The 23395-nt window shown below is 41.8% G+C and carries 24 protein-coding genes; 13 read left to right on the forward strand and 11 right to left on the reverse strand.

The window, feature by feature from the left end; all coding sequences use genetic code 11:
• Positions 1 to 21: 21 nt before the first annotated feature.
• A complete protein-coding gene (recR, locus tag KZP23_RS09965; RefSeq protein WP_226336094.1) occupies positions 22 to 642 on the reverse strand; it encodes a recombination mediator RecR in 621 nt (206 codons plus the stop codon).
• A 12-nt stretch (positions 643 to 654) separates the two neighbouring features.
• Positions 655 to 948, reverse strand: a complete 294-nt coding sequence (locus KZP23_RS09970; protein WP_215223273.1) for an ATP-dependent Clp protease adaptor ClpS — start codon at positions 946 to 948, stop codon at positions 655 to 657.
• 55 nt (positions 949 to 1003) lie between these two features.
• Here KZP23_RS09970 and KZP23_RS09975 point away from each other — a divergent pair, with 55 nt between their 5' ends.
• Complete coding sequence (locus tag KZP23_RS09975) at positions 1004 to 2461, forward strand: sodium:solute symporter (protein ID WP_226336095.1); 1458 nt, start codon at positions 1004 to 1006, stop codon at positions 2459 to 2461.
• On the opposite strand, the gene KZP23_RS09980 is transcribed toward KZP23_RS09975, so the two are convergent.
• The 3 genes from KZP23_RS09980 to KZP23_RS09990 all read right to left on the reverse strand — a co-directional run bounded on the left by KZP23_RS09980 (position 2458) and on the right by KZP23_RS09990 (position 4231).
• Positions 2458 to 2823, reverse strand: coding sequence for a helix-turn-helix domain-containing protein (locus KZP23_RS09980; RefSeq protein WP_226336096.1), 366 nt, complete (start codon positions 2821 to 2823; stop codon positions 2458 to 2460). The genes KZP23_RS09975 and KZP23_RS09980 overlap by 4 nt on opposite strands.
• A 201-nt stretch (positions 2824 to 3024) precedes the next feature.
• A complete protein-coding gene (locus KZP23_RS09985; protein WP_226336097.1) occupies positions 3025 to 3363 on the reverse strand; it encodes an MGMT family protein in 339 nt (112 codons plus the stop codon).
• A complete protein-coding gene (locus tag KZP23_RS09990) occupies positions 3353 to 4231 on the reverse strand; it encodes a mechanosensitive ion channel family protein (RefSeq protein WP_226336098.1) in 879 nt (292 codons plus the stop codon). Before KZP23_RS09990 ends, KZP23_RS09985 begins: the two co-directional genes overlap by 11 nt.
• An 89-nt stretch (positions 4232 to 4320) precedes the next feature.
• On the opposite strand from KZP23_RS09990, the gene KZP23_RS09995 reads away from it, so the two are divergent.
• From KZP23_RS09995 to KZP23_RS10005, 3 genes are read left to right on the forward strand one after another with little or no spacing between them, the layout of a single operon-like run.
• Positions 4321 to 5001: an SDR family NAD(P)-dependent oxidoreductase gene (locus KZP23_RS09995; protein ID WP_226336099.1), complete on the forward strand. Its 681-nt coding sequence runs from the start codon at positions 4321 to 4323 to the stop codon at positions 4999 to 5001.
• A gap of 12 nt (positions 5002 to 5013) precedes the next feature.
• On the forward strand, positions 5014 to 5712 hold the full coding sequence (locus KZP23_RS10000; protein ID WP_226336100.1) for a GIN domain-containing protein: 699 nt from the start codon (positions 5014 to 5016) through the stop codon (positions 5710 to 5712).
• Positions 5712 to 6188 (forward strand): nuclear transport factor 2 family protein, encoded by a 477-nt coding sequence (locus KZP23_RS10005; protein ID WP_226336101.1) that lies wholly within the window; start codon positions 5712 to 5714, stop codon positions 6186 to 6188. The genes KZP23_RS10000 and KZP23_RS10005 overlap by 1 nt, the downstream gene beginning before the upstream one ends.
• Here the strand turns inward: KZP23_RS10005 and KZP23_RS10010 are convergent.
• Positions 6185 to 6355: a YesK family protein gene (locus KZP23_RS10010; RefSeq protein WP_226336102.1), complete on the reverse strand. Its 171-nt coding sequence runs from the start codon at positions 6353 to 6355 to the stop codon at positions 6185 to 6187. The two genes, KZP23_RS10005 and KZP23_RS10010, sit on opposite strands and share 4 nt — an antisense overlap.
• Before the next feature lie 91 nt (positions 6356 to 6446).
• Here KZP23_RS10010 and KZP23_RS10015 point away from each other — a divergent pair, with 91 nt between their 5' ends.
• A complete protein-coding gene (locus tag KZP23_RS10015) occupies positions 6447 to 6908 on the forward strand; it encodes a GreA/GreB family elongation factor (protein WP_226336103.1) in 462 nt (153 codons plus the stop codon).
• Between the two features lie 12 nt (positions 6909 to 6920).
• Here the strand turns inward: KZP23_RS10015 and KZP23_RS10020 are convergent, their stop codons facing one another.
• Positions 6921 to 7340 carry an META domain-containing protein gene (locus tag KZP23_RS10020; RefSeq protein WP_226336104.1) on the reverse strand — a complete coding sequence of 140 codons (420 nt, stop codon included), beginning with the start codon at positions 7338 to 7340 and terminating at the stop codon, positions 6921 to 6923.
• A gap of 521 nt (positions 7341 to 7861) precedes the next feature.
• On the opposite strand from KZP23_RS10020, the gene thrA reads away from it, so the two are divergent.
• The 3 genes from thrA to thrC are packed head-to-tail and all read left to right on the forward strand — an operon-like array spanning position 7862 to position 12538.
• Entirely contained in the window at positions 7862 to 10309 is a 2448-nt protein-coding gene (gene thrA / locus KZP23_RS10025) for a bifunctional aspartate kinase/homoserine dehydrogenase I (RefSeq protein WP_226336105.1), read from the forward strand.
• Positions 10306 to 11256: a homoserine kinase gene (locus tag KZP23_RS10030; RefSeq protein ID WP_226336106.1), complete on the forward strand. Its 951-nt coding sequence runs from the start codon at positions 10306 to 10308 to the stop codon at positions 11254 to 11256. Before thrA ends, KZP23_RS10030 begins: the two co-directional genes overlap by 4 nt.
• Positions 11243 to 12538 (forward strand): threonine synthase, encoded by a 1296-nt coding sequence (gene thrC, locus KZP23_RS10035; protein ID WP_226336107.1) that lies wholly within the window; start codon positions 11243 to 11245, stop codon positions 12536 to 12538. The genes KZP23_RS10030 and thrC overlap by 14 nt, the downstream gene beginning before the upstream one ends.
• A gap of 71 nt (positions 12539 to 12609) precedes the next feature.
• Here the strand turns inward: thrC and KZP23_RS10040 are convergent, their stop codons facing one another.
• Both KZP23_RS10040 and KZP23_RS10045 read right to left on the reverse strand, forming a co-directional pair.
• Positions 12610 to 14532: a M56 family metallopeptidase gene (locus tag KZP23_RS10040; protein ID WP_226336108.1), complete on the reverse strand. Its 1923-nt coding sequence runs from the start codon at positions 14530 to 14532 to the stop codon at positions 12610 to 12612.
• Positions 14532 to 14906 carry a BlaI/MecI/CopY family transcriptional regulator gene (locus KZP23_RS10045; RefSeq protein WP_226336109.1) on the reverse strand — a complete coding sequence of 125 codons (375 nt, stop codon included), beginning with the start codon at positions 14904 to 14906 and terminating at the stop codon, positions 14532 to 14534. The genes KZP23_RS10040 and KZP23_RS10045 overlap by 1 nt, the downstream gene beginning before the upstream one ends.
• A 310-nt stretch (positions 14907 to 15216) precedes the next feature.
• Here KZP23_RS10045 and KZP23_RS10050 point away from each other — a divergent pair, with 310 nt between their 5' ends.
• Complete coding sequence (locus tag KZP23_RS10050; RefSeq protein WP_226336110.1) at positions 15217 to 15984, forward strand: NRDE family protein; 768 nt, start codon at positions 15217 to 15219, stop codon at positions 15982 to 15984.
• A gap of 105 nt (positions 15985 to 16089) precedes the next feature.
• Positions 16090 to 17073 carry a YpdA family putative bacillithiol disulfide reductase gene (locus KZP23_RS10055; protein ID WP_226336111.1) on the forward strand — a complete coding sequence of 328 codons (984 nt, stop codon included), beginning with the start codon at positions 16090 to 16092 and terminating at the stop codon, positions 17071 to 17073.
• Positions 17074 to 17138: 65 nt separating this feature from the next.
• On the opposite strand, the gene KZP23_RS10060 is transcribed toward KZP23_RS10055, so the two are convergent.
• Positions 17139 to 18383 (reverse strand): sensor histidine kinase, encoded by a 1245-nt coding sequence (locus KZP23_RS10060; protein ID WP_226336112.1) that lies wholly within the window; start codon positions 18381 to 18383, stop codon positions 17139 to 17141.
• 129 nt (positions 18384 to 18512) lie between these two features.
• Positions 18513 to 20141, reverse strand: a complete 1629-nt coding sequence (gene ade / locus KZP23_RS10065; protein WP_226336113.1) for an adenine deaminase — start codon at positions 20139 to 20141, stop codon at positions 18513 to 18515.
• Positions 20142 to 20312: 171 nt separating this feature from the next.
• Between ade and cmk the strand changes: the two genes are divergently transcribed.
• The 3 genes from cmk (at position 20313) to KZP23_RS10080 (ending at position 23394) form a co-directional block, all read left to right on the forward strand.
• Complete coding sequence (gene cmk / locus KZP23_RS10070) at positions 20313 to 20999, forward strand: (d)CMP kinase (protein ID WP_226336114.1); 687 nt, start codon at positions 20313 to 20315, stop codon at positions 20997 to 20999.
• A gap of 8 nt (positions 21000 to 21007) precedes the next feature.
• A complete protein-coding gene (locus KZP23_RS10075; protein ID WP_226336508.1) occupies positions 21008 to 21904 on the forward strand; it encodes a 4-hydroxy-3-methylbut-2-enyl diphosphate reductase in 897 nt (298 codons plus the stop codon).
• A gap of 128 nt (positions 21905 to 22032) precedes the next feature.
• Entirely contained in the window at positions 22033 to 23394 is a 1362-nt protein-coding gene (locus tag KZP23_RS10080; protein WP_226336115.1) for a Na(+)-translocating NADH-quinone reductase subunit A, read from the forward strand.
• The last annotated feature ends 1 nt before the right edge of the window (position 23395 follow it).

The raw sequence follows: 23395 nt of genomic DNA on the forward strand, positions 1-23395 counted from the left end.
TCTTGAAGTGTAGGGAAGTGCTTAATCTGCAGAGTAGTTGACTCGGGTAAGGATGCTTCTGCCCAAAGTGACCTCATCAGTATATTCCAGCTCACCGCCAATGGGGATGCCCCTGGCAATCGTGCTTACTTTGACGCCTTTTTCTTTGAGTTTTCTGGTGATGTAAAAAGCAGTGGTATCACCTTCCATGGTGGATGGAAGTGCCAATATTACCTCTGTTACCGGTTCTTCACCATGGGGATGGTCAATACGGTATAATAAAGATTCAATTTTAAGTTCTTCTGGACCAATTCCTTGGATAGGGGAAAGTACGCCGCCCAAAACATGGTAAAGGCCGTTATATTGGGATGTGTTTTCAATCGCCAAAACATCGGGAATGTCTTCTACCACGCAGATAAGCCCTTTGTCCCTTCTCGCTCCCTGGCATATGCTGCAAATCTCCTGATCGGAAATATTATGACAAAGCTTACAGTATTTGGTGTTCTTTCGAAGTTTGGAGATGGCTTCTGTCAAGCTGTCCGAAATTACTTCTGGCTGTTTTAGTAAGTGTAAAGTCAGCCTAAGGGCAGTTTTTTTACCGATACCTGGAAGACGGCTGATTTCATTGACCGCATCTTCTATAAGTTTTGAAGGGAAGTTCACCGGTGAGAATGGTTAGACGATGGCCGCCTGAATGCCTGCATCCAAAATGGATTGGCACATTGGCTTCAATTGATTCCTGCTGCCTTTTTTTACAGCGCATTTGCCCTTATAATGAATGATCATAGTGCACTGCTCGGCCTGTTCCTGACTGTGCTTGCAGACTTTGATCAACACCTTGGTCACATGTTCAAAGGTGTTGATGTCATCATTGAAAACCACCAAGTCATGCTCTTCAGTGTCGACCAAATCTTCCAGTAAGATTTCAATTTCTTCTTCTACAGTATGTTCTAATGGTTGCATGCTCATTTTGCAAAGTTAATAATAATAGACAAATTAGCAGCCTTTAATATTTACGTATACAATGGATTCAAATGTAATACTCCTGGTCATAACATCCTACTTCCTGTTGTTGTTCATCATTTCGTGGATGACCTCCAGAAAACTTTCAGAAGAAACATTTTTTACCGGAGATAGGCAGTCACCATGGTTTTTGGTGGCATTTGGGATGATTGGGGCTTCCCTTTCTGGTGTGACCTTTATTTCTGTGCCCGGGGAGGTGGGGAGCAGTAATTTCTATTATTTTCAGGTGGTCTTGGGCTATACTTTGGGCTATTTTACTGTGGCAAAGGTGCTGCTGCCACTATATTATCGCCTGAACCTGGTATCGATCTATTCTTATCTGGAGGATAGGTTTGGCTTTTGGTCCTATAAAACGGGGGCATTTTATTTTATCCTTTCCAGGACACTAGGTTCTTCTATCAGGGTGTTTTTGGTAGCCGGCGTCTTGCAGCTGATTCTTTTTGATGATTGGGGGATTCCTTTTTGGGGTTCGGTGCTGATCACGGTTTCCTTGATATGGCTCTATACGCATAGGGGAGGAATCAAAACCGTAGTTTGGACGGATACTTTGCAGACTTTATTTATGCTTTTGGCAGTAGGGACCAGTATTTATTTGATCTCTAGGGACCTGGGCATATCTGGTGTGGGAGAACTGCTGGGGAGTGCCATGGAGGATTCCCGCTCCCAAATCTTTGATTGGGATTGGAAATCAGGAAGCAACTTTTTCAAGCAATTTGCTTCAGGGGCATTTATAGTTATTGTGATGACGGGATTGGATCAGGATATGATGCAGAAGAACCTTACCTGTAGGAATATTGGTGAAGCGCAGAAGAATATGTTTTGGTTTACCATCATCTTGGTGATTGTGAACTTTTTCTTTTTGGTGCTGGGCGTACTGCTTTATCAATATTGTGCGGTGAATGGAATTAACCTTCCGGAAAGAACAGATGACCTGTATCCTATGCTGGCGACCCAGCATTTTAGTGTGTTTGCAGGAACGGTATTTGTCCTTGGGATCATTGCTGCGGCTTATTCTAGTGCTGATTCTACTTTGACGGCTTTGACGACTTCTTTTTGTTATGATTTTTTGGAGATTGAGCGGAAGTATCCCAAAAAGCAACAGGTGGGGATCAGGAAAAAAGTCCATCTGGCCTTTACGGCTTTGATGTTTTTGGTCATACTTGCCTTTAGGTGGATCAATGACCAAAGTGTGATCAATGCGGTATTTACCATTGCGGGTTATACCTATGGCCCGCTTTTGGGCTTGTATAGTTTTGGTTTATTTACCAAAAGGGAGGTGAAAGATAAAGTAGTCCCTTTTATAGCTGTGCTGGCACCCTTGATCGCTTATATATTAAGTGCCAACTCTAAGGAGTGGTTTTGGGGGTATCAGTTTGGTTTTGAGGTGCTCATCCTGAACGGTGGGCTGATGTTTTTGGGGCTGTTCTTATGGAGCAAAAAAAAGAGGAGAAATTTTTAAATTTCTCCTCTTTCGATTAATAAATTCACTTTTTTCAATCTCCTTAGTTGGTTGTCCAAGGTCGCTTGGCTACCGTCCAATTTGACCATAAGGGATAAGCCGTTTTCATAGCTTCTATCACCTTCTTTTTTCTGGTTGATGCCCGGTGAGCCGTTGATAAGATCCTGTACTTCTACTTCGTAGAGCTCGGATAATTTTATGGCATCATCCATTTTCAAGTTTGAACGTCCTTGCTCGTATCTGGAATAAGCGGTATAATCTTTTTTACCCAAATAGTCGGCAATGTATTCCTGAGTGAATCCTCTGAGTACCCTGTATTTCCTAAGGTTCTCAGCAATGTGTTGTTTTAGTCCTCTTTCCATACTTAATTAATCCTTTTCGATCTAGACAGGTACTACAAAAAGTGTACATAATTTTAATATTAAACGTTTTTGACCAAAAATTGGTTTATAAAATGGTAAAAAAGTCAATAATGGTAATGTTTGTGAACTATTTTGTAAGCTTAGCTAGTGGAGGAACTACGCGTTTGTTGCGGATAGTGTGGAATTACTGGTAAATAATAGTTATAGTGCCAATTCTATATTAGGATCCCAGAAAATGTCTTTAAAATTTTGGATTTTATCCCCATTGATGGTCAGTCCTTCAGCCTCGAGTAGTTCCTGCATTTTCTCCGGTGGGCAAAAGTGATGCTTGCCGGTAAGGAGGCCTTGTCGGTTGACTACACGGTGGGCAGGGACATCCTCCATGCCGTGGCAGGCATTCATGGCATAGCCTACCGTTCGGGCACTGCCTTTTGCCCCAAGGTAATTGGCGATGGCGCCATAGGAAGTGGCCCGTCCTTTTGGGATTAATCTGACCACTTGGTAGACCAGGTCAAAGAAGTTTTCTTTATCAGTTTTCACGGGCTATTTCTATGATGGTTTGGTTGATCAATCTTCTGATTTCTTTTTCTTTGGTTTTGTCGGTGCTGGTCATCATCAATTGGCATTTGAATTTAATGGCTTCCTTCATGATTTCCATGATCTTTAAGGTAAAGCTGTCCATATTGATGACCTTGTTATAAGCAGTGATAGCGGTCTTCAGGCGAGCTTCAATTTGGTTGACCTCCAGCGAATGGTTGATTTTCATTTCGAATTCAAAGCTCAGTTTTTTGTGGTGTTGTTTGGAATAATTGATCACTTGTGAGGTGAGAATGGTGCTGTTGGGAATCATGACGATATCCGCATCCTCATTGATGAGTACCATATTGAGTAGGGTGACGTCTCGGATCCTTCCCTGTTGGTCTCCGATTTTGATCATATCGCCCAGGGAGAGCTGGTCAGAAAACATGATGATCAGCCCATTGATCATATTGGTGATATAGTCCTTGGAGAGCAGGGCAATGGCAGCCGCGACAATGGTGATACTGGTGAAAAAGGTGATGGGGCTAATTCCGAATAGAAACAGAAGGGATATTAATAAAGCGGCCACATTCAGTATACTGGCGATATGGTTGATGCCCAGGACAAAATTGCTCCTAAAGGGATCTTTTTCTTTTCTTCGAAGATAAAAGCGTACGGTAATGATCCTGCCCAATGAAATGATGATATTGCTGCTCAGTAAAAATGTCACTGCCCGCAGTGGGTCCATATAATTGGTGAAGAATAATCCCAGAAAATTGGTGATCGGGCTTTCAAAGACCTTGATCAGTATAAAGGCAATAAGCTTGAATATAAAGAGCAGTCTTTTGTGCTTTTCTCTTTCCTTAATTTCTGTTTTTTCTGTTGACATGCCTTTTTCGGAAATAAAGTCTTAATTTTAAGAGAATACTTTTTGCATCAATACTAGCAAAAAATAATAATTTAACCATAAACAAAATTATGAATAGAAATATCATCGTTACTGGTGCTGCTGGAAATTTGGGGAAATCTGTTGTAGAAAAGTTTAAACGAGAGGGGTTTAGGGTGATAGCCACCGTGCACCCAGGGAAGTTGGAAGAAATGGAAGAGGCAGATGATGTTTATGAGTTAGATGTGACTGATGAACAGGCTGTGGCTGAATTTGCGAAGGAATATGCCGTGCAATACGGAGGGGAGCTGGATGCCATGGTGCTTTTGGTGGGAGGTTTTGCCATGGGAGATATAGAAAACACGTCCAAAGAGGACATAGAGAAAATGTTCCAATTGAATTTTTTCAGTGCCTATAATATGAGCAAAGCATTTTTGCCGGTGTTTAAAAAGGCAGGAAAGGGCAGTATCCTGTTCGTTGGGGCCAGGCCGGCGCTACAGCCTGCGGATGGTAAATCACTTGTGGCATACACTTTGAGTAAAGGTTTAGTGTTGAATTTGGCTGAGCTTGTTTCCGAAGAAGGTAAGGACGCAGGGGTGAAGTCCCATGTATTTGTGCCTAGTATCATTGATACACCTCCAAATCGTGAAGCCATGCCAGACCAAGATTATTCAAAATGGGTGAGCCCAGCGGAAATTGCAGAGGCGATGCATTTTGCGGTAAGCAACCCATCCTTGAAAAACACGACCTTTAAACTATACGGTGGCGTCTAAATTATCATTACCATGAAAAAACAAGTTTCAACTATTATTATGCTGGTGTTTATGATCAGCAGCATCAACTTATTTGCCCAAACTAACGAAGAAACCAGAACAGTTTCCATTTTTGATGGTGTGAAGGTAAGTAATTCCATCGAAGCGGATTTGGTGAAAGGAGATCGCTATGAAGTACAGATCATGGCTTCTGGCACGGATGTTTCCAATGTGGTGACCGAAGTGGAGGGCCGTCAATTAAACGTAGAGATGGGCAAGGGGAGTTTTGGTAGCAATAGCGTGAAAGTGGTGATTACCTATGCCGGGGAATTGGATGAAATTTCAGCCAATAGTAGTGCAAAGGTATTTGTAAAAGATATGTTGAAAAGCAAGAGCCTCTCCTTACTGGCTGAAAACAGCAGTTATATAGAGGGCAAGGTCAATGTGAACAATTTGAAATTGGTGGGAATGACCAATGGGAAAATATTTGTGGAAGGTACTGCCAATGAGCTCGATCTGGAGGCTTTCACCAAAGCGACCATTTCTGGAGACAGCTTGAAGGTAAAAAACGCTTCTGTAAGAACGAATACAGCTGCGGTGTCCACCATTGCCATTGAAAATTCCATTAAAGGGACGGCCGGTACTGCCGGAAAAGTTTGGTATACCGGAGATCCGAAATTGGTGGATGTAAAAAGCAATACTGGAGGTGATATCGCTAGAAAAGAAAACTGATGAATAGCGCTGTTAATAGATTAATATTCACCCTGCTTATGTTGGCAGGGTTTTCTTTTGGATTAAAGGCCCAAGAGAAAGAGGTGTCAGATGAAACGCAAATCAGGTCGGTAATAGCTTCCTTGTTTGAGGGGATGCATGAAAGGGATGAGGGCCTGCTAAAAGGGGCATTTGCAGAGGAAGCGGTTTTACAAACAATCAAGCAAGGGCCGGATGGTACAAGCGTGGAGACATCGCGTCCAAGGGAATTCGTCAATGAGCTTGCAACAGTTCCTGCGGAAATGGTACTGGAAGAAAAAATACTGTCCATGGAGATCAGGCAGGATGGGGCCATGGCTTCAGTTTGGGCACCGTATGCGTTTTATATTAATGGAGACTTAAGCCACTGTGGGGTCAATTCATTTCAGCTGGTCAAAAAGCAGGAAGGCTGGAAGGTGGTCTATATCATAGATACCCGAAGGAAAAAGGGCTGTTAAGGTTTTTTCCATCTTTTGATGACCACTGCCGAAATGATGATGATTTCCAAAAGGATAAAAGCCGATACAAATATGATCTGAGCCTGATCCCCTTTAATGGAGCCTTTGAAAAGGATAAAAAGCAGGAATACTGCTATTGCTGAAACAAAGCCGTTTTTAATACTCATGCCCAAAGAAACAAAAAAAGGGAGGATTTGGGAAGTATTTTTTATGCTTACTTTTGAAGGGGGAAATAAGGTCTGTAGATAAGAGAATCAAATGAGTGAAGATAAAATATCCAAGCAGTTAGTGCATGAAACCTTGGCGGAACAGATCAAGGATAAGTTGGCCTTGATAAAAGATAGCATCGCTCAGCTAAAACAGTCAGCGGCCGAAGATACCAAAAGTAGTGCGGGAGATAAGTATGAAACGGGACGGGAGATGGTTCGGCAGGAGTTGGATAAGGCTGAAAAGATGCAAGGTGAATATTTGAAGCAGTTGAAGCAGCTTGGGGGAATCAAGCCTGAGGGATTTTTTGAAATAGTTCAACCAGGGAGCTTGTTGATTACAGACAGGGTGACCTTGTATATTGCAGTCAGTTTTGGAAAAGTCACTATACACGGGCAAGATATTTTTGTGATTTCTCCACAAGCGCCTCTTGCCCGCGTATTATTGGGAAAGAAAGCTGGAGACCAGGTACTTTTCAATGGCGTGAAATACCAGGTCTCAGCAGTGCAATAGTGCCTTGTGATTTTATTTGTTTTGTGGAATCAGGGTCATCAATTCCTGTGCTCCATCCAAAAGCGTGAGTTTATCCTGGGCGATTTTAAATTTAGATACATTTTTAAGGGCACTCAAAAACTGGTTTTCCCCACTTCCAGGGCAAGCCTTTCTGGTCATGGCCCCTGGGTCAAGCTTGATGTCTGTGCCACTGAGTTGAAAATTTCCATTAAAGGAATTACAGCCTGTTGATCCGGTAAGCCCGCCGTTTTCGTTGAAATTGAGTGATGGCAAAGCGCCGCTAAACATATCCAGACCTCCGCCCATTAAAGAGGAGAGTACCCAGTTGTTGCCGGTAAGCAAATCCAAAGGATTAAGGTTGGATACAGCACTGCAAGAACTGAATCCCAAAAAGAGGACCATCAAAAAGGTGGAGAGTTTTAGCTGTTTCATAGCTTCTTTGTTTTAATTAATTGTTTGAATAGTTAAAAATAAAAATAATGGGGATAAATTCTTTCGAATGGTCTGTATAGTTTTTTATTAACGTGTATAATTTTTTGTAAGGAGAGCCTGTTCTGTGTTAGGCCTTTTTTGGGTAAAATTGGATAAGTGCTGCTTTTAACGAATTTTATTTTGTGTTGGTGTTGAGAAGCTATTGTAGATAAAGTAAAAAACACGGCTTTTTATTAGTAGTTTGCTAAGGAAAATTTGTGATATTGAAAATTTGTGAGTAAGATTGTCCCATCAAAAAGAAATGATGTTTAGCACAGTCAAAAAAAATATGATCTCAACGCTTACTGCCACTCAGCAGGTGATTGACTGTGGAGCTTTTTTTAGCATCATTACACGAACCTTTTTTACAAGCACCATTACGGGGTAATCCCGTGTCTATCTATTATATTGCCGCATATAAACGGTCCATTATGGACTTTCAAATCCGTTAACAAACTAGCCATTAAAAATCATTCATTTTTATGAAAATATTAAAATTTGGAGGCTCATCCATCGCTAATATTGAGAATATCGAAAAGGTATTTTCAATAATCGAAAATAAATCAAAAACTGAGGACTTTGCCCTTGTATTCTCAGCCTTTGGTGGGGTTACTGAGCAATTACTTCAATGCGCTTCTATCGCCCAAGATAGTGAGGAAAGCTATCATACCATCCTTCAGGAGTTGGAGAAAAGGCATTTGGACATTGTCAAACAACTGGTGCCTGTGCAGCAGCAATCAACGGCCTTGACCTTTGTAAAGGTGAGGTTCAATGAGCTGGGGGATCTGTTTCATGGTATTTACCTGATCAAGGAATGTTCTGACAGGACCATGGATTATGTCTTGAGTTTTGGTGAAAGGCTATCCAATTTTATTTTGACGGCTGGGCTTCAGGCTAGGGGCAAGGAAGCTGTTTATGTAGATGCCAGGGATCTTGTAAAAACCAACGATCGATTTGGCAATGCCAAAGTGGATTTTGAAACAACCAATAGTTTGATCACTGCTTATTTCAAAAAGCATGGTGGGATAAAAGTGATCACTGGTTTTATTGGTTCTACCCTTAAAGGAGAGACAACCACTGTAGGAAGAAGTGGTTCTGATTATACAGCGGCCATTTTCGCTGCAGCCCTTAAGTCGGAGCAGTTGGAGATCTGGACAGATGTGTCCGGTGTCATGACTGCAGATCCAAAACTGGTTTATACTGCCTTTACCATTCCTCAATTGAGCTATAGTGAGGCCATGGAGCTGTCGCACTTTGGTGCCAAGGTGGTCTTCCCTGCTACCATGCAGCCAGCCATGAAGGCTGATATTCCTATTTATATAAAGAATACTTTCAAACCTGAAGAAGAGGGAACCAAGATCAGCCAGGATGCTGGTGATGGGAAAATTATCAAGGGGATATCTTCCATGGGGAATATTTCCATCTTGAATCTTCAGGGACCGGGCTTGGTAGAGGTGGTAGGCGCGAGCCAACGCTTTTTCGGCACTTTGGCCAATGCCGGGATCAATATCGTGCTGATCAGTCAGGCTTCTTCTGAACACAGTATCTGTGTGGCCATCGCCTCGAAGGATGCGGCCCGTGCCAAGTCTTTGATAGAAGAGGAGTTCAGGTATGAGATCCAAAGTGGAGAGATGGATGAAGTGCAGGTGATGCCTAATATGGCGGTTATTGCGGTGGTTGGAGAAAAAATGCAACATAATCCTGGGACTAGTGGAAGAATGTTCCAAGCTCTGGGAAGAAATAATGTGAACGTAGCAGCGATTGCCCAAGGAAGTTCAGAACTGAATATCTCAGCGGTAATTTCTCAGGCGGATTTGCAAAAAGCCCTTAACGCATTGCACGAGGCCTTCTTCCTTTCTGACTTCAAAGTGCTACACGTATTCTTGGTTGGTGTTGGGCTGATAGGAAAGGCATTGATCAAAATGATCGACAACCAATTGAACAATCTTCGTGAGGAGAATATGTTGGATATTCAGATTCATGGAATGGCCAATTCCAGGTATATGAAGTTCCATGAGGATGGCTTTGACCTGAAGACAGTAGCTCCTCCAGATGAAAATGATATGCCTATGGATCTGGACAAGTTTATCGGGACCATGAGCGAAATGAATTTCTCCAATTCAGTTTTGGTGGATTGTACAGCCAGTCAGGATGTGGCGGATGTTTATGACAGGATTTTGGATGCCAAGGTAGGGATTGTGACTCCTAATAAAAAAGCCAATTCAGGTTCATTGGAGAAGTACAAGCAACTCAAAAAGCTGGCGGGCCAAAGAGGGGTAAGGTTTTTCTATGAAACCAATGTTGCTGCAGGTTTGCCGGTAATCAATACCTTGCAGGATTTGATGTTGAGTGGGGACCATGTGCATAGAATAGAGGCTGTGCTGAGTGGATCCATGAATTATATATTCAGTGAGTTGGAAAAAGGGATTCCTTTCAGTGAGGTGGTGAAGCAGGCCAAAGAAAAAGGATATACAGAGCCAGATCCGAGGGATGATTTGAGTGGAATGGATGTGGCCAGGAAGATTTTGATCTTGGGCCGAGAGGCTGGTCAAGAATTGCATTTTGAAGATATTGAAGTGCAGAGCATGGTACCAACGGATTGTGTAGATGCTGCCTCAGTAGAGGAGTTTTTTACTAAGCTGAAAGCGCATGATAGCCATTTTCAGGAGTTATTGGATGAGGCCAATGCAAAGGGGGAAAAATTGAGATTTATGGCTACCCTAGAAAACGGCAAGGCCAAGGTAGGTTTGAATTCCTTAAACAGTGAGCATCCTTTTTATACCTTGAAAGGCAGTGACAATATGATATTGTTTACCACAGAGCGATATAATGACTTCCCAATGATCGTAAGGGGCCCTGGTGCCGGAGCGGATGTGACTGCTGCTGGGGTTTTTGCAGATATAATCAGATTAGGTAACTATTCAAGATGAAAAAGGTAACAGCATTTGCACCGGCCACTGTGGCCAATGTTTCATGTGGCTTTGATATTTTGGGCTTTGCGGTGGAGGAATTGGGTGATAAGGTCACTGTTTCCCTATCAGAGCAGCCGGGAGTAAGGGTAGTGAGTATTGAGGGAGATGGAGGTAGACTGCCTTATGAATCAGAGAAAAATACTTGTAGCGTAGCCATTCAAGCCTTCGTTGATCAGGTGGGATTTGAAAGAGGAATTGAAATCAGTCTTTCCAAGGGCTTGCCTTTGGGAAGTGGGATGGGCTCAAGTGCTGCGAGTTCGGTTGCTGCCCTGGTAGCGGCGAATAGCCTATTGGGAGAACCTTTGGGGAGGAAGGAATTGCTACCTTTTGCGATGAAGGCAGAAGGTGTAGCCTGTGGGGCTGAGCATGCAGATAATGTGGCGCCTTCCCTTTTGGGAGGATTTGTTTTGATCAGGAGCTATAAGCCATTGGATGTGACAAGGCTACATGTGCCGGAAGGTTTGTATTGTACCTTGGTTCATCCTCATTTTGAGCTGAATACCGCTGATTCCAGAAGTGTGTTAAGACAGCAGGTTTCTTTGAAAGATGCCATTATTCAGTCCGGTAATATAGCTGGCTTGGTAGCAGGTTTGTTTCAGGAAGATATGGGATTGATCAGCAGGTCCTTGCAGGATGTGATCGCAGAGCCATCCAGGTCTGTATTGATTCCTGGTTTTGATGAAATCAAGGAAGCCATCAAAGATGCAGGGGCGCTGGGGTCTGGTATTTCGGGTTCTGGACCTACTACATTTATTCTTTCTCCAAGCAGGGAAATTGCCCAGAAGGCAAGTGAGATTTGTCAGGAAGTTTTTAATAAAATAGGCTTAGAAGTGGACTTGTATGTTTCTGCAGTGAATGTCCGTGGAGCTTACCTTATCAATGAATCAAAAAATGAAGTTTTATAGTACCAATAATAAAGATCATCAGGTTTCTTTGAGAGAGGCCGTTATCAAAGGTTTGGCACCTGATCAGGGTTTGTATATGCCAGAGCAAATTCCTCAGCTACCTGCGGAATTTTATGAACAACTTCCTGGAATGTCATTTAGAGACATAGGTTATAAGGTGATCGGGGAGCTGTTTGGTGCGGATTTGGATGATGCCCAGATCAAGGATTTGGTGGATCATACCCTCTCATTCGATGCGCCATTGGTTAAGGTGGAGGATAATGTTTATAGTTTAGAGTTGTTCCATGGCCCAACATTGGCTTTCAAAGATTTCGGTGCACGTTTTTGCTCCAAGCTGATGAGTCTTTTGGTGGGAGAGGAAAAAGTAAGGGTATTGGTAGCTACCTCCGGCGATACAGGAAGTGCTGTAGCCAATGGATTTTATAAGGTGCCCGGTGTGGAAGTAATTATCCTTTATCCATCTGGTAAAGTAAGTGCATTGCAAGAACAGCAGTTTACCACTTTGGGAGAAAATGTTTTTGCCCTTGAAGTAGATGGTGTTTTTGATGATTGTCAACGCATGGTAAAAGAAGCTTTTTTAGATAAGGAGCTGAATGAAAAGATGTTGTTGACCTCAGCGAATTCCATCAATATTGCCCGTTGGATTCCGCAGTGTTTGTATTATTTCTATGCCTATGCGCAGTTGCCTAAAGGAACAAAGAATGTAACTTTTTCTGTGCCTAGTGGTAATTTTGGGAATATCGCTGCCGGGATGCTGGCAGAGCGCATGGGGCTGCCAATAGAGAAGTTTATAGCAGCTACCAATATCAATAAGGTGGTGCCGGATTACCTTAAAGGAATACCATTTAAGCCGCGTCCGTCTTTGCAAACCATCAGTAATAGTATGGATGTGGGGAATCCAAGTAATTTCTATAGACTACTGGCCCTATATGGTAATGATGAGGACTTATTGAAGTCTATGGTTAAGGGGGCTTTTTATGATGATGAAACTACCCGTGAGGCCATGAAGGAAGTAAAAGAGAAGACAGGCTATTTGATGGATCCCCATGGTGCGGTGGCCTATTTGGGCTTAAAGGAGTGGATGGAAGAAAATGGAGAGGTTACTGGTATTTTCCTTGAAACAGCTCATCCTGGTAAGTTCAGAGATGTGGTGGAAGAAGTTCATCAGGAAAAAGTGGTTTTGCCTGAAAGGCTAGCAGCTTTCTTGGATGGGGTGAAAAAGGTCGCTCCGCTGGAGAATGATTTTAATGCATTTAAAGCTTATTTATTGGCTAAGAAATAAAAAAGAACCTCAGCATTTCTGGATGGAATTGCTGAGGTCTCTTATGGCTAATCTAAAAAGTGATTGGTATTTTACTCTATTTCAGCTTGTCTTTCGCGTTGTCTTTTTTCCCAAGCTTTCATCTTTTGTTCAAATTCCTTGATTTTGGGTTCATTTTCTTTTTCCCAGTTTTCCATCTTTTTCTGGAATTCCTCCATTTTGGGAGCATAAGCTGTTTCCCATTCAGCTTGTTTAACTTCCATTTTCTTGTTCCACTCTTCCATTTTGCTTTCCCATTCCTTCATGGTTTTGCTGTGTTTTTTCTCCCATTCAGCCATTTTTTCTTCCATGACCTGGGCCTTGACTTCCATCTTTGCCTCTACCTTTTTTAGTTCCTGCTCCAATTCTTTTTTTCTTTGAACATCCATGATGCTGGTGTCCATCTCCATTTGAGCAAGTTCCATTGCTATTTCATTAATTCTGCTGGCCTCTTCAGTGATTTCCAACTGAATTTCAGGAAGGGGAGGGACAAATTCCATGCCTGTCATTGGCGGCATCGGTGGCATAGGAGGGATGTGGACATCCATTTGTGGTACTGGGCTCAATTCCAGTACAGGCATAGGATCATCGACGTTTATGGACTGGTCGATGATTACGGTTTTAGGAATGGTATCACTGTTTGCATGATCCTTCAGAATGGCTCTTTTATTGATTTTTACTAATGGTTGCTTGTGATTATTGGTGAGGAACTCTATTACATCCTCTTCATCCTTATGAAGGATAATATGTTCTTTTGAATAAGTAAGCTCAGTTGGATGTTGGTTGGTATTTGTCCCGTTTTTAGTGCCCTTGTTTTGTCCTTTGAGTTGATCAGGGCAAGGGAAGTTCCATGTTTTGACGATGGTTTTGCTTTTTAGATTGGTTAAAAGGTATTCATTGGACAATAATTTTTCCTCATTGGGGATGGCACCCATTACGAGAGAAGCGCTGATCATAAGTGATACTAACATGGTAAGGGAGATTAGGGGTGAAAGTTTTTCTTGTTGGGGTTGGAGGCCCATTATTCTTTTTATTCTGTTCAATGTATGGTTTTGGGGACCTGTGGCTGCCAATGCCATTTCAGGAGTGGAAGCATGGGCCTGTTCTGCCACTTCAGCCAGGCCATAAGCCAGGTCCTTGGGATTGAATCCCAATCTCAAAACCATATCATCACATGCATTCTCTCTTTCGGTTCTGACCACTTCATTGATCCACCAAAAGCAGGGATGGAAGAAGAAAAAGACTTCCAGACAGTGTTGTAATATATTTACCAGATAATCATGGCGTTTGATATGGGCCAATTCATGCGCTATGATGGCTTCCAGTTGACCGGGGCTGGTATTGAATAGCAAAGCCGTAGGAATGAGGATTACAGGTTTGATGATGCCATAGGTAATGGGGACATGGACCAGGTGACTCCTTAGCACTTTGACTTTACTGTAGAACTCCATGGCAGCGATCATACTGTTTACCCTTTTGACCAATTGATCAGGTACAGGTTGATTGTGCTTCTTGTGTAGGTTTTTCAAGTCTAAAAGGCTTCCAGATAGTTTTACTAAATAAAATAATGCACCCAATAACCAAAGGTTGACCAGGGTCGGTAAGAATGCCTCTAGCCGTGTGTACCAGATTTGGTCCAATAAACCTGGTTTTGTTTCGCTAATGACACTGTATGGATGGGGATTATCCGTAACAGTAATGTTCAATGCTTTGTTGGTCAATAACCCAGTGTTTTGGCCAATGGGGTCTTGGGGGATTTCCAGGACAAGGGAAAAGGTCCAGATACTGGCTATGCTAATGATCAGTAAGGAAGCAAGGCCGGCGAAGTACCTGAAGTTGGAAGATTTGCTTTTTGTGAATTTCAATAAGGTCCAAAGCAAAAGGCTTACTGCTACGATTTGCCAGGTGGAGTGCAATAAAGTCCATCCGATTGCTTGCAGGTATTCCTCGTGGATAAATTTATTGATAAAATCCATTATTGCTTGTTTTCTAGTTCATTGAGTAGTTGACGGATTTCATTGATCTCCTCTTTCGAGGGATTGCTCTGGCCAATAGCTCTCATAATGAGTTTCTTGGCTGAGCCACCAAAAGTCGAATCCATAAAACTGCTCAATAGGGAATTTTGTGTTTCCTTTTCTGTGATGGCAGGCATATAGAGATGACTTCTACCCTGTTCTGATCTGCTTAGCAAACCTTTGGAAAACATGATTTGCATGGTTTTTAATGTAGTAGTATAGCCAGTGTCCTTGGTTTGGCTCAGTACATCGTGAATTTCTCTGACACTGGCCTCACTCTTGTCCCATAGTATGGAAAGGATTTCGAGCTCGGCATCTGTTGGCTTATATTTCATTTTAATCTTTGTTACGATAGATTTCGTAATAAATGTATACGATGTTTTTCGTAATTCAAAGTCAATCTACGATGAATTTCGTATATAAATGTTAATATATGTTAAAACGATTGAATATTAGGGGTTTATGAAGAGGGTGAGGAACTATAGCTTTGTAAAAAAGATTAAAGGATTCATGATGAAGAGGATTTTCCTCAAATTTTAACTGTTAAGTGTTTTAATTACGAATATCCAACTCAATTGCAGTGTAATTAAAGTTGTTTATTCACCCTAAGGCCGGATTTTTCCGGCCTTTTTTTTAACTTGGAATATGTGTCTGATAACATTTGCATGGAAAACACATCCCAAGTATTCATTGATATTGGTGGCTAATAGGGATGAGTTTTTTACCCGGCCTACTTTGCCTTTGTTCCAATGGGAAAACGGTATTTATGCCGGGAAAGATTTAAAAGCTGGCGGAACCTGGATGGGGATTCATCCAAGAGGGAGGTTTGCTGCTTTGACCAATTATAGGGATTTGAAAAACCAGAAAGCGCAAGCTCAGAGTAGAGGAGGATTGGTATTGGATTTTTTAAAAGGTACCTCTTCACCAAAATCCTATTTAGCGGAGGTAGAGGCAAAGCAAGACCAATTTGATGGTTTTAATTTACTGGTAGGTAATCAAGAAGAAATGTGGTATTTATCCAATTATGGAGAAAGTCCGGTTGAAATACCAGCAGGCATTCATGGTCTTAGCAATTCTTTTATAAATGTTCCATGGAAAAAGGTAAGGGAGAGTAAAATGAGGCTTCAGGAAGTCATAAAGCAAGGTGAAATAGCTCCGGATGATTTGCTAGAGGTGAATATGACCAAGCAAGAAGAGGAATTAGAGAAGCTGCCTGATACGGGCTTGCCTATTGCACTAGAAAAGGCTGTTTCTGCTGCTTTTATTGAACCTGTTGACCGCTATGGTACTGTAGGTCTTTCGGCTTTGCTCTGGGAGAAAGAGGGGCAGAAGGTACAGTTTTTGGAGAAGCAAGTATTAGAGACCGGGGGATTTAAGGACCGTCTGATGGAATTTGATATAAATGGTGGCTAGCCTTTATCTTTTAGTTGAGGAATGTTTAATTTTAAAGTGGTTAAGGAATTTTGATATTATTGCTTACTTGGCGAACTCTCCATCTCAAATTCTGTTTTAAATAATATGAAAAAAATAGATGTATTAATAGTAGGAGCAGGCCCTATTGGTTTGGCCTGTGGGATTGAAGCAGAAAAACATCAGCTTGATTATGTGATTTTGGAAAAGGGCACATTGGTCAATTCCATCTATAATTATCCCGTCAACATGACTTTTTTCTCTACTTCCGAAAAGCTGGAAATGGGGGGGATTCCTTTTATGTCTATTAATAAGCAGCCTACACGTCCAGAAGCATTGGAGTATTACAGAAGGGTGTGCCAACACTATGATTTGAAGGTGAACCTTTATGAAGAGGTGAAAAGTATAGAAAAGCAGGCAGGTGGAGCGTTTTTGGTAAAGTCTTCCAAAGGAGATTATTTGGCGGAGAAAATTATTCTTTCCACAGGCTTTTACGATTTGCCCAATAAAATGAACATTCCTGGGGAGGAATTGCCCAAAGTTACTCATTACTATAAAGAACCTTGGCCATATATTGGACAGAAGGTTATAGTCGTCGGGGGCGGTAATTCAGCGGTGGATGTGGCCTTAGAGACTTGGCGCAAAGGTGCCGAGGTAAGCATGGTGATGATCAACCCAACCGTGGACCCTAATGTCAAATATTGGGTGCGCCCCGATATTGAAAACAGGATCAAAGAAGGTTCTATCAAGGCGTATTTTGACAGTACACTTCAGGAAATTAAAGAAAAGGAGGTGATTATCAATACTCCTGAGGGAGAGGTTGTTGTCGAAAACGATTTTGTATTGGCGATGACGGGGTATCAGCCCAATTATAAACTGTTGAATCAACTAGGGGTGGAGCTTACATTGGATGAAAAAAGAAGACCATGCTTTGATGGTAAAAGTCAGGAATCCAATGTGCCAGGACTTTATCTTGCGGGGGTGGTTTGTGGAGGATTGAATACGAGAGAGTATTTTATTGAAAATACCATTGTACATGCGCATGCGATATTTGAAGATATTATGTCAAAAAGAAATCTAGTCATTAAGTAAGTTTTTTGATTTATCCAGGGTATTTGATCAGGATTGAAGTGTTCAAGGCATGGATAAATATAAGCTTAAGCTGTGGGCAATTTGATGAAGAAAGTGGTTCCGATTCCAATTTCACTAATGACATCAAGTTGTCCACCAATTTTTGAGGCATTTTCTTTGCAGATATATAGCCCGAGTCCATAGCCTTTTTCAGATGCTGTGCCTAAGGACGAAATATAGTTTTTACTAAAAATGCTTTCCAGTTTTTCCTCAGCAATACCCACACCTGTGTCTTTGATGGTGATGTTGGCATATTGGCCTTTGTGCTCATAAGAAAAATGGATTTCTCCCTTTGGTGGAGTGAACTTGATGGCATTTTGAAGAAGATTTCTGATAATCAACAGGATGCGGTCGGGGTCTGTAATGATTTCCAAATGGCCTGAATAAGCTTGTGTGAAAGTGATGCCCTTTTGCTCTGCTAGGGATTTATAAATTTCCAATGTGTCCAGACAACGCTCTTGAATATTGATGGTTTTAAAAATGGGCTGGCTACTCTTCAGTTCTATGGCTGCCCAGTCTAAAATACCTTCTGCCATTTTTTGGGTGTTTGTAGCCATTAGTAGCAGGTCTTCTTGTACTGTTTTGGTTTCTTCCTCGCTCAGTTCGTCCTCTTTGATCATCTGCAATATATTGGTGATGGATATCAGGGGATTTTTGAGATCATGGGAGATAAGGGCAATGATTTTATTCTTTTGTTCCAGGCTATTTTTGAGGCTTAAATTGGCTTCCTTGAAGGCCTTGTTCCTGAATTCACTTTTAAGTTTTTGTTTGTGGTAGTTCCATTTAAGAATGGCGATGATGGCGATTATTCCGATAAGGCAGGCCAAATAGGTCAATAAATGGTCGTAGATTTGAATGTTGATGTTTTCGTAATTTTTAGGGATCAGCTCAGGAAATTTGATGCCAATAATGTAAAGGCTGCTAAAGAAAATAAAGTTATATGCTCCCCAAAACCAAAATTCCTTACGGTCGGATAAAGTTAGGATAATGAGATGGATCATCAGAAAAATATAAGCACTGGGCCCGTCTATGCCGTCGTTTAGGAAGAAGTTGATAGCGAGTATGGGATAGCTTATGGCGGCCAATATCCTAATGCCATTTTTGAAATTCTTTGTTTTCCTCGCCAATATATAAGCGATGATCACAACCATCGCTGTAAGGGTAAGGATGAAGGAAAGGGTTTTTTGTCCAGTTATCAGGTTGAAGATGACCATCCCAGCAAGATAAAGGATGAGGAATATGACGGTAGAATTAAAAATTCGACCTTCCATGCCCTGTTCTGGTGAAAGGGCTGTTAGTTTTTTCCAGCGTCTTTTAATATAAAAAAGCAAGTTGATCTGTATTTGGGTTTAACAAAATGGTATCTTTAATCTGCGCAAGCAATAAAGGTTACTTTGATACTATATAAACACCGAGGTGAATTTGAATTGCTGACCATCGAAAAGTCCCTGATCGCTGAGTTTTAGATCAGGAATGACCAAAAGTGCCATAAAGCTCAGGGTCATAAAAGGAGCATCCAGCTTTGATCCCATTTTCTTGGACATTTTGTCAATTGCTGTATAAGCTTTGGCTACTTCAAAGCCATCTTCACCCGACATTATTCCAGCTACGGGCAAAGGTAAAACCATGCTTTCCTTGCTTGAAACTGCAGAGATACCACCTTTGACCTCAATGAGCAAGTTGACAGCTTTGGCGATGGCTTCATCATTGACACCTACTGCAATGATATTATGGGAGTCATGCCCAACTGAGGATGCTATTGCGCCTTCTTTGAGACCAAAGTTCTTAATAAATGCCACCGTTGGTTTTTGGTTTTCGTAGCGGTTGACTACGGTGATTTTTAGAATATCATCCTTAATATTGGGGCTTGCGAGACCATTTTTAACAAGGATATTGCCTGGTACTTCATTGGTGATCAATTGTCCATTTAAGGCTTCTATCACCATGACAGTGCTACTTTTAGCGATGATTTCAAAATCAGCGGGAGACTTTGGGGCAGTATTGAAATTATTGATGGGCTTATTTTTGATGGACGGGATCAGTGTTTCGGTTCCTTCTGCGACCTTTTCTCCATTGATATAAGTGGCGTGGATGCTAAAGTCTATCAGGTCTTTGACAATGATAAAATCTGCTGGATGACCTTCTTGGAGTAAGCCTACTTCCAGGTTATAATGCTTGACCGGGTTAATGCAGGCAGCTTTGAGGATTTCGAAAAGGTCTTTTCCTGCGATGACCGCTCTTGCGGCGAGTTGGTTGATATGACCTAAGGCGAAGCTGTCGGGATGCTTGTCGTCTGAACAGAACATGATATGGTCAGCATGGTCATCAATGAGGTCTATAAGTGCTTCGAAGTTTTTGGCAGCGCTACCTTCACGGATGGCGATTTTCATGCCGTATTGGAGTTTGTCCAAAGCTTCCTCAGCTGTAAAACACTCGTGATCTGTACTTATGCCTGCCTCAATATATTTCTTGGCGGTAAGTCCTCTCAGACCGGGAGCGTGGCCGTCTACTGGCTTGCCATGTTTTTGTGCCAAGGCTATTTTTTCCATCACTTGAGGGTCTCTGTTGATGGTGCCGGGCCAGTTCATCATTTCAGCTAGGTATTTGATTTCCTTTTTGGACAGTAAATCATCGATGTCCTTGGCATTGATTTCTCCTCCGGCAGTTTCGAATGGGGTGGCCGGCACGCAGGAAGGAGCTCCAAAGAAGAATTTAAAGTTTACTTGCTTGCCATTTTCGATCATGTATTCTACTCCTGCTTTGCCACAGACATTGGCGATTTCGTGAGGGTCTGAGACCGTGGCCACTGTTCCTTGCAATACTGCTAACCTGGCAAATTCTGAGGGAACAAGCATGGACGATTCAATATGTACATGGGCATCGATGAATCCGGGCATGATATATTGATCAGGAGCATATGCCAGTTGAGTTATCTTCGAGATATGGCCATTACTGATTACTATTCTTGCAGGAAAAATATTTCGGTTTAGGATATCGACCAATTGGCCTTCAACAGAAAAATCTAGCATACGATGATTTCGTTTTTTTAATAAATATAATGGATTAGGCTGAATATTGGCAATCTTTGGCGGTTCAGTATGAATGTTTTCCACGAATACAATACGGATGATAAGGGGATTAATCGATCCAAACCTTTTATATTTGCGGGGAAATAAAAGGCAGAACATTTCTTTTTAATTATGAAAAAAATTATTGTAGCCATTGATGGATATTCTGGATGCGGAAAGAGCTCGACAGCCAAGGAGGTAGCCAAGGCCCTGGGCTATACTTATATAGACTCTGGAGCCATGTACAGAGCAGCTACATTACATTTTATCAATAAGTTTACGGTTTTGACCAATCCCAAGGATGTAAAAAAAGCCCTAGAAGATTTAGAGGTTTCTTTTCATCAAAATGAAGAGACCGGCTTACAGGAGACCTATCTCAACGGTTTGAATGTAGAGAAGAAAATCAGGAAGATGGAAGTGTCTGAAAGGGTCAGTGAGGTCAGTAAAATCAGGGAAGTTAGACAGGAGTTAGTAGCCCAACAACAACGCCTTGGAAAGCATAAGGGTGTAGTGATGGACGGTAGGGATATAGGTACGGTGGTTTTTCCCCAGGCGGAGTTAAAAGTTTTTATGACTGCTGATTTAAAGATCCGTGCTGAGCGGAGACAAAAGGAATTGCTTGAAAAGGGAGAGTTGGTGGAATTGGACAGAATTATTCAAAATTTATCCGAAAGGGATCAAATAGACTCCAACAGAGAAGAAAGTCCATTGAGGAAATCTGCAGATGCGGTTGAAATAGACACCAGTTTACTGGACTTTCAGGAACAAGTTAACGAAATTGCCAGTCTGGCACAGCAAAGAATGGATGCGGATAACTAATTAATATGATGCAAGTTACAATAGATAAGAATTCTGGTTATTGCTTTGGGGTGGAGTTTGCCATCAAGATGGCCGAAGATGAAATGGAAGATGCCAACAGTCTGTATTGTTTGGGCGATATTGTCCATAATGACATGGAGGTTAAGCGTTTGAGTGATAAGGGTTTGGTGATCATAGATAGGGAGGAGCTGAAAAATCTATCTAATTGTAAGGTTTTGATCCGTGCCCATGGAGAGCCGCCAGAGACCTATAAATTGGCCATTGAGAATAATATAGAGCTGATCGATGCTTCCTGCCCTGTGGTGCTCAAGCTGCAGCACAGGGTAAAGACTGCTTTTGACAAGATGGAGCAAAAGGAAGGGCAGATAGTTATTTATGGTAAGAAGGGGCACGCTGAGGTGATAGGTTTGACAGGGCAGACCCTGGAAAAGGCCATAGTGGTGATGGAAGATGATGATTTGGAGAAGATTGATTTTTCCAGGCCAGTGACTTTGTTCAGCCAGACGACCAAAAGTACCAAGGGTTTTTACGCATTGAAGGAGAAGATAGCCCAAAGGATGGCTTCTTCCAACCAAAGCTTGGAGGAGGTGGATTTTACTGCGAATGATTCCATTTGTCGTCAAGTGTCTAATCGTGAACCGCAGCTTACCCGTTTTTCGAATGAAAATGACGTAATTGTTTTCGTTTCCGGTAAAAAAAGCTCCAACGGAAAGGCCCTTTATCAGGTTTGTAAGTCTCAAAATGAAAGAAGTTATTTTGTGGAAAATGAGCAGGAACTTGATCCCAATTGGTTCAATGCAGGTGATAAAGTAGGGATCTGTGGAGCTACATCCACACCTATGTGGCTCATGGAGCAAGTGATGAATCATATCAATTCCCTTGACCAAGAAGCTTGCCCCCAGTAACCGAAAAAATAATTTTAGTCAAGACAATATCCCACTTATAAATATTACTAGAATTATCTTCTAATAACTAATGTATTTTATTAGATTTGAGGCGTTTTTCAAAGGACCATATAGTTACAATATAAAATATGTCAAAACTAGTTAAGCTTAAGAAGGGATTTGATATTAAGCTGGCAGGTAAGGCGGAAAAGCAAATTGAAGCATTTCAGCCAGCACAGACCTTCGCGATTAAGCCTACAGATTTTGTAGGAATGCAGCGTCCAAAAGTCCTTATCAAAGAGGGGGATACTGTAAAAGCAGGTACGCCGATCTTGTTTGATAAGAAACTCGAAAAGGTACTTTATGCAGCTCCTGTTTCGGGAGAAATCGTGGAAATCAAAAGAGGTGAAAAGCGAAAATTGTTGGAAATCAGGATCATGGCTGACAAGGAAGTGAGTTATGAGACTTTTGACAAATTTTCTGATTCAGATCTCAAATCCTTATCTAAAGAGCAAGCCACTGCCCAAATGCTGAAAGGCGGGGTATGGCCACAGATCATCCAAAGACCATTTGGGATTGTCGCCAATCCAGATGAAGAGCCTAAAGCTATTTATATTTCAGGTTTTGATTCTCATCCTTTAGCTCCTGATTACGGGGTGTTACTAAAAGGTCAGGAGAAATTCTTCCAAGCCGGTATTTCCATTTTGCAAAAACTTACTTCTGGACAGGTACATTTGAACTTGGACGCGCAGTCTGAGGTGTCTCCAGCCTATGCAGGTGTTCAGGGTGTTCAAGTGAACAAATTTGAAGGACCTCACCCTGCGGGGAACGTAGGTGTGCAGATTCACCATATTGACCCAATCAATAAAGGGGATTTGGTGTGGACTGTCAATCCTTATGGCGTTGTTCAGATCGGTAAACTTTTCCTTGACGGAATACTAGATGCCTCCAAGTTAGTAGCGATTACTGGTTCTGAGGTAAACAAGGCCGCTTATGTAAAAACCTATACTGGTGCAAATGTTTCCACTTTTGTCAGGGGTAACCTGAAATCAGAGCATGTAAGGGTAATTTCCGGAAATGTTCTGACTGGAGAGAAAATCGCTTCTGATGGTTATGTGGGCTATTATCACCATCATATCACAGTGATCCCTGAGGGAGATTATGAGGAGTTCCTAGGATGGATTAAGCCAACGACCAGTAAGTTGAGTTTCAGCAAAGCTTTGGGTTTGTTCTCCTTCTTGAACAAGGGGGAATTTAAAGTGGATACCAATACACATGGTGAAGAAAGGCCATTTGTAGTTTCTGGGGTATTTGAAAAAGTACTTCCAATGGATATTCTTCCTACTTACCTTTTCAAGGCGATTATTTCAGAAGATTTTGACGAGATGGAGGAGCTAGGGCTTTATGAAATAATTGAAGAAGATGTTGCCTTGTGTGAGTTTGTAGATCCTTCCAAGAATGATTTGCAGGAAATTGTGAGAAATGGGATTGAATTATTAATGTATAGTTAAA

The organism is Echinicola marina (genome assembly GCF_020463795.1).
Taxonomy (GTDB): domain Bacteria; phylum Bacteroidota; class Bacteroidia; order Cytophagales; family Cyclobacteriaceae; genus Echinicola; species Echinicola marina.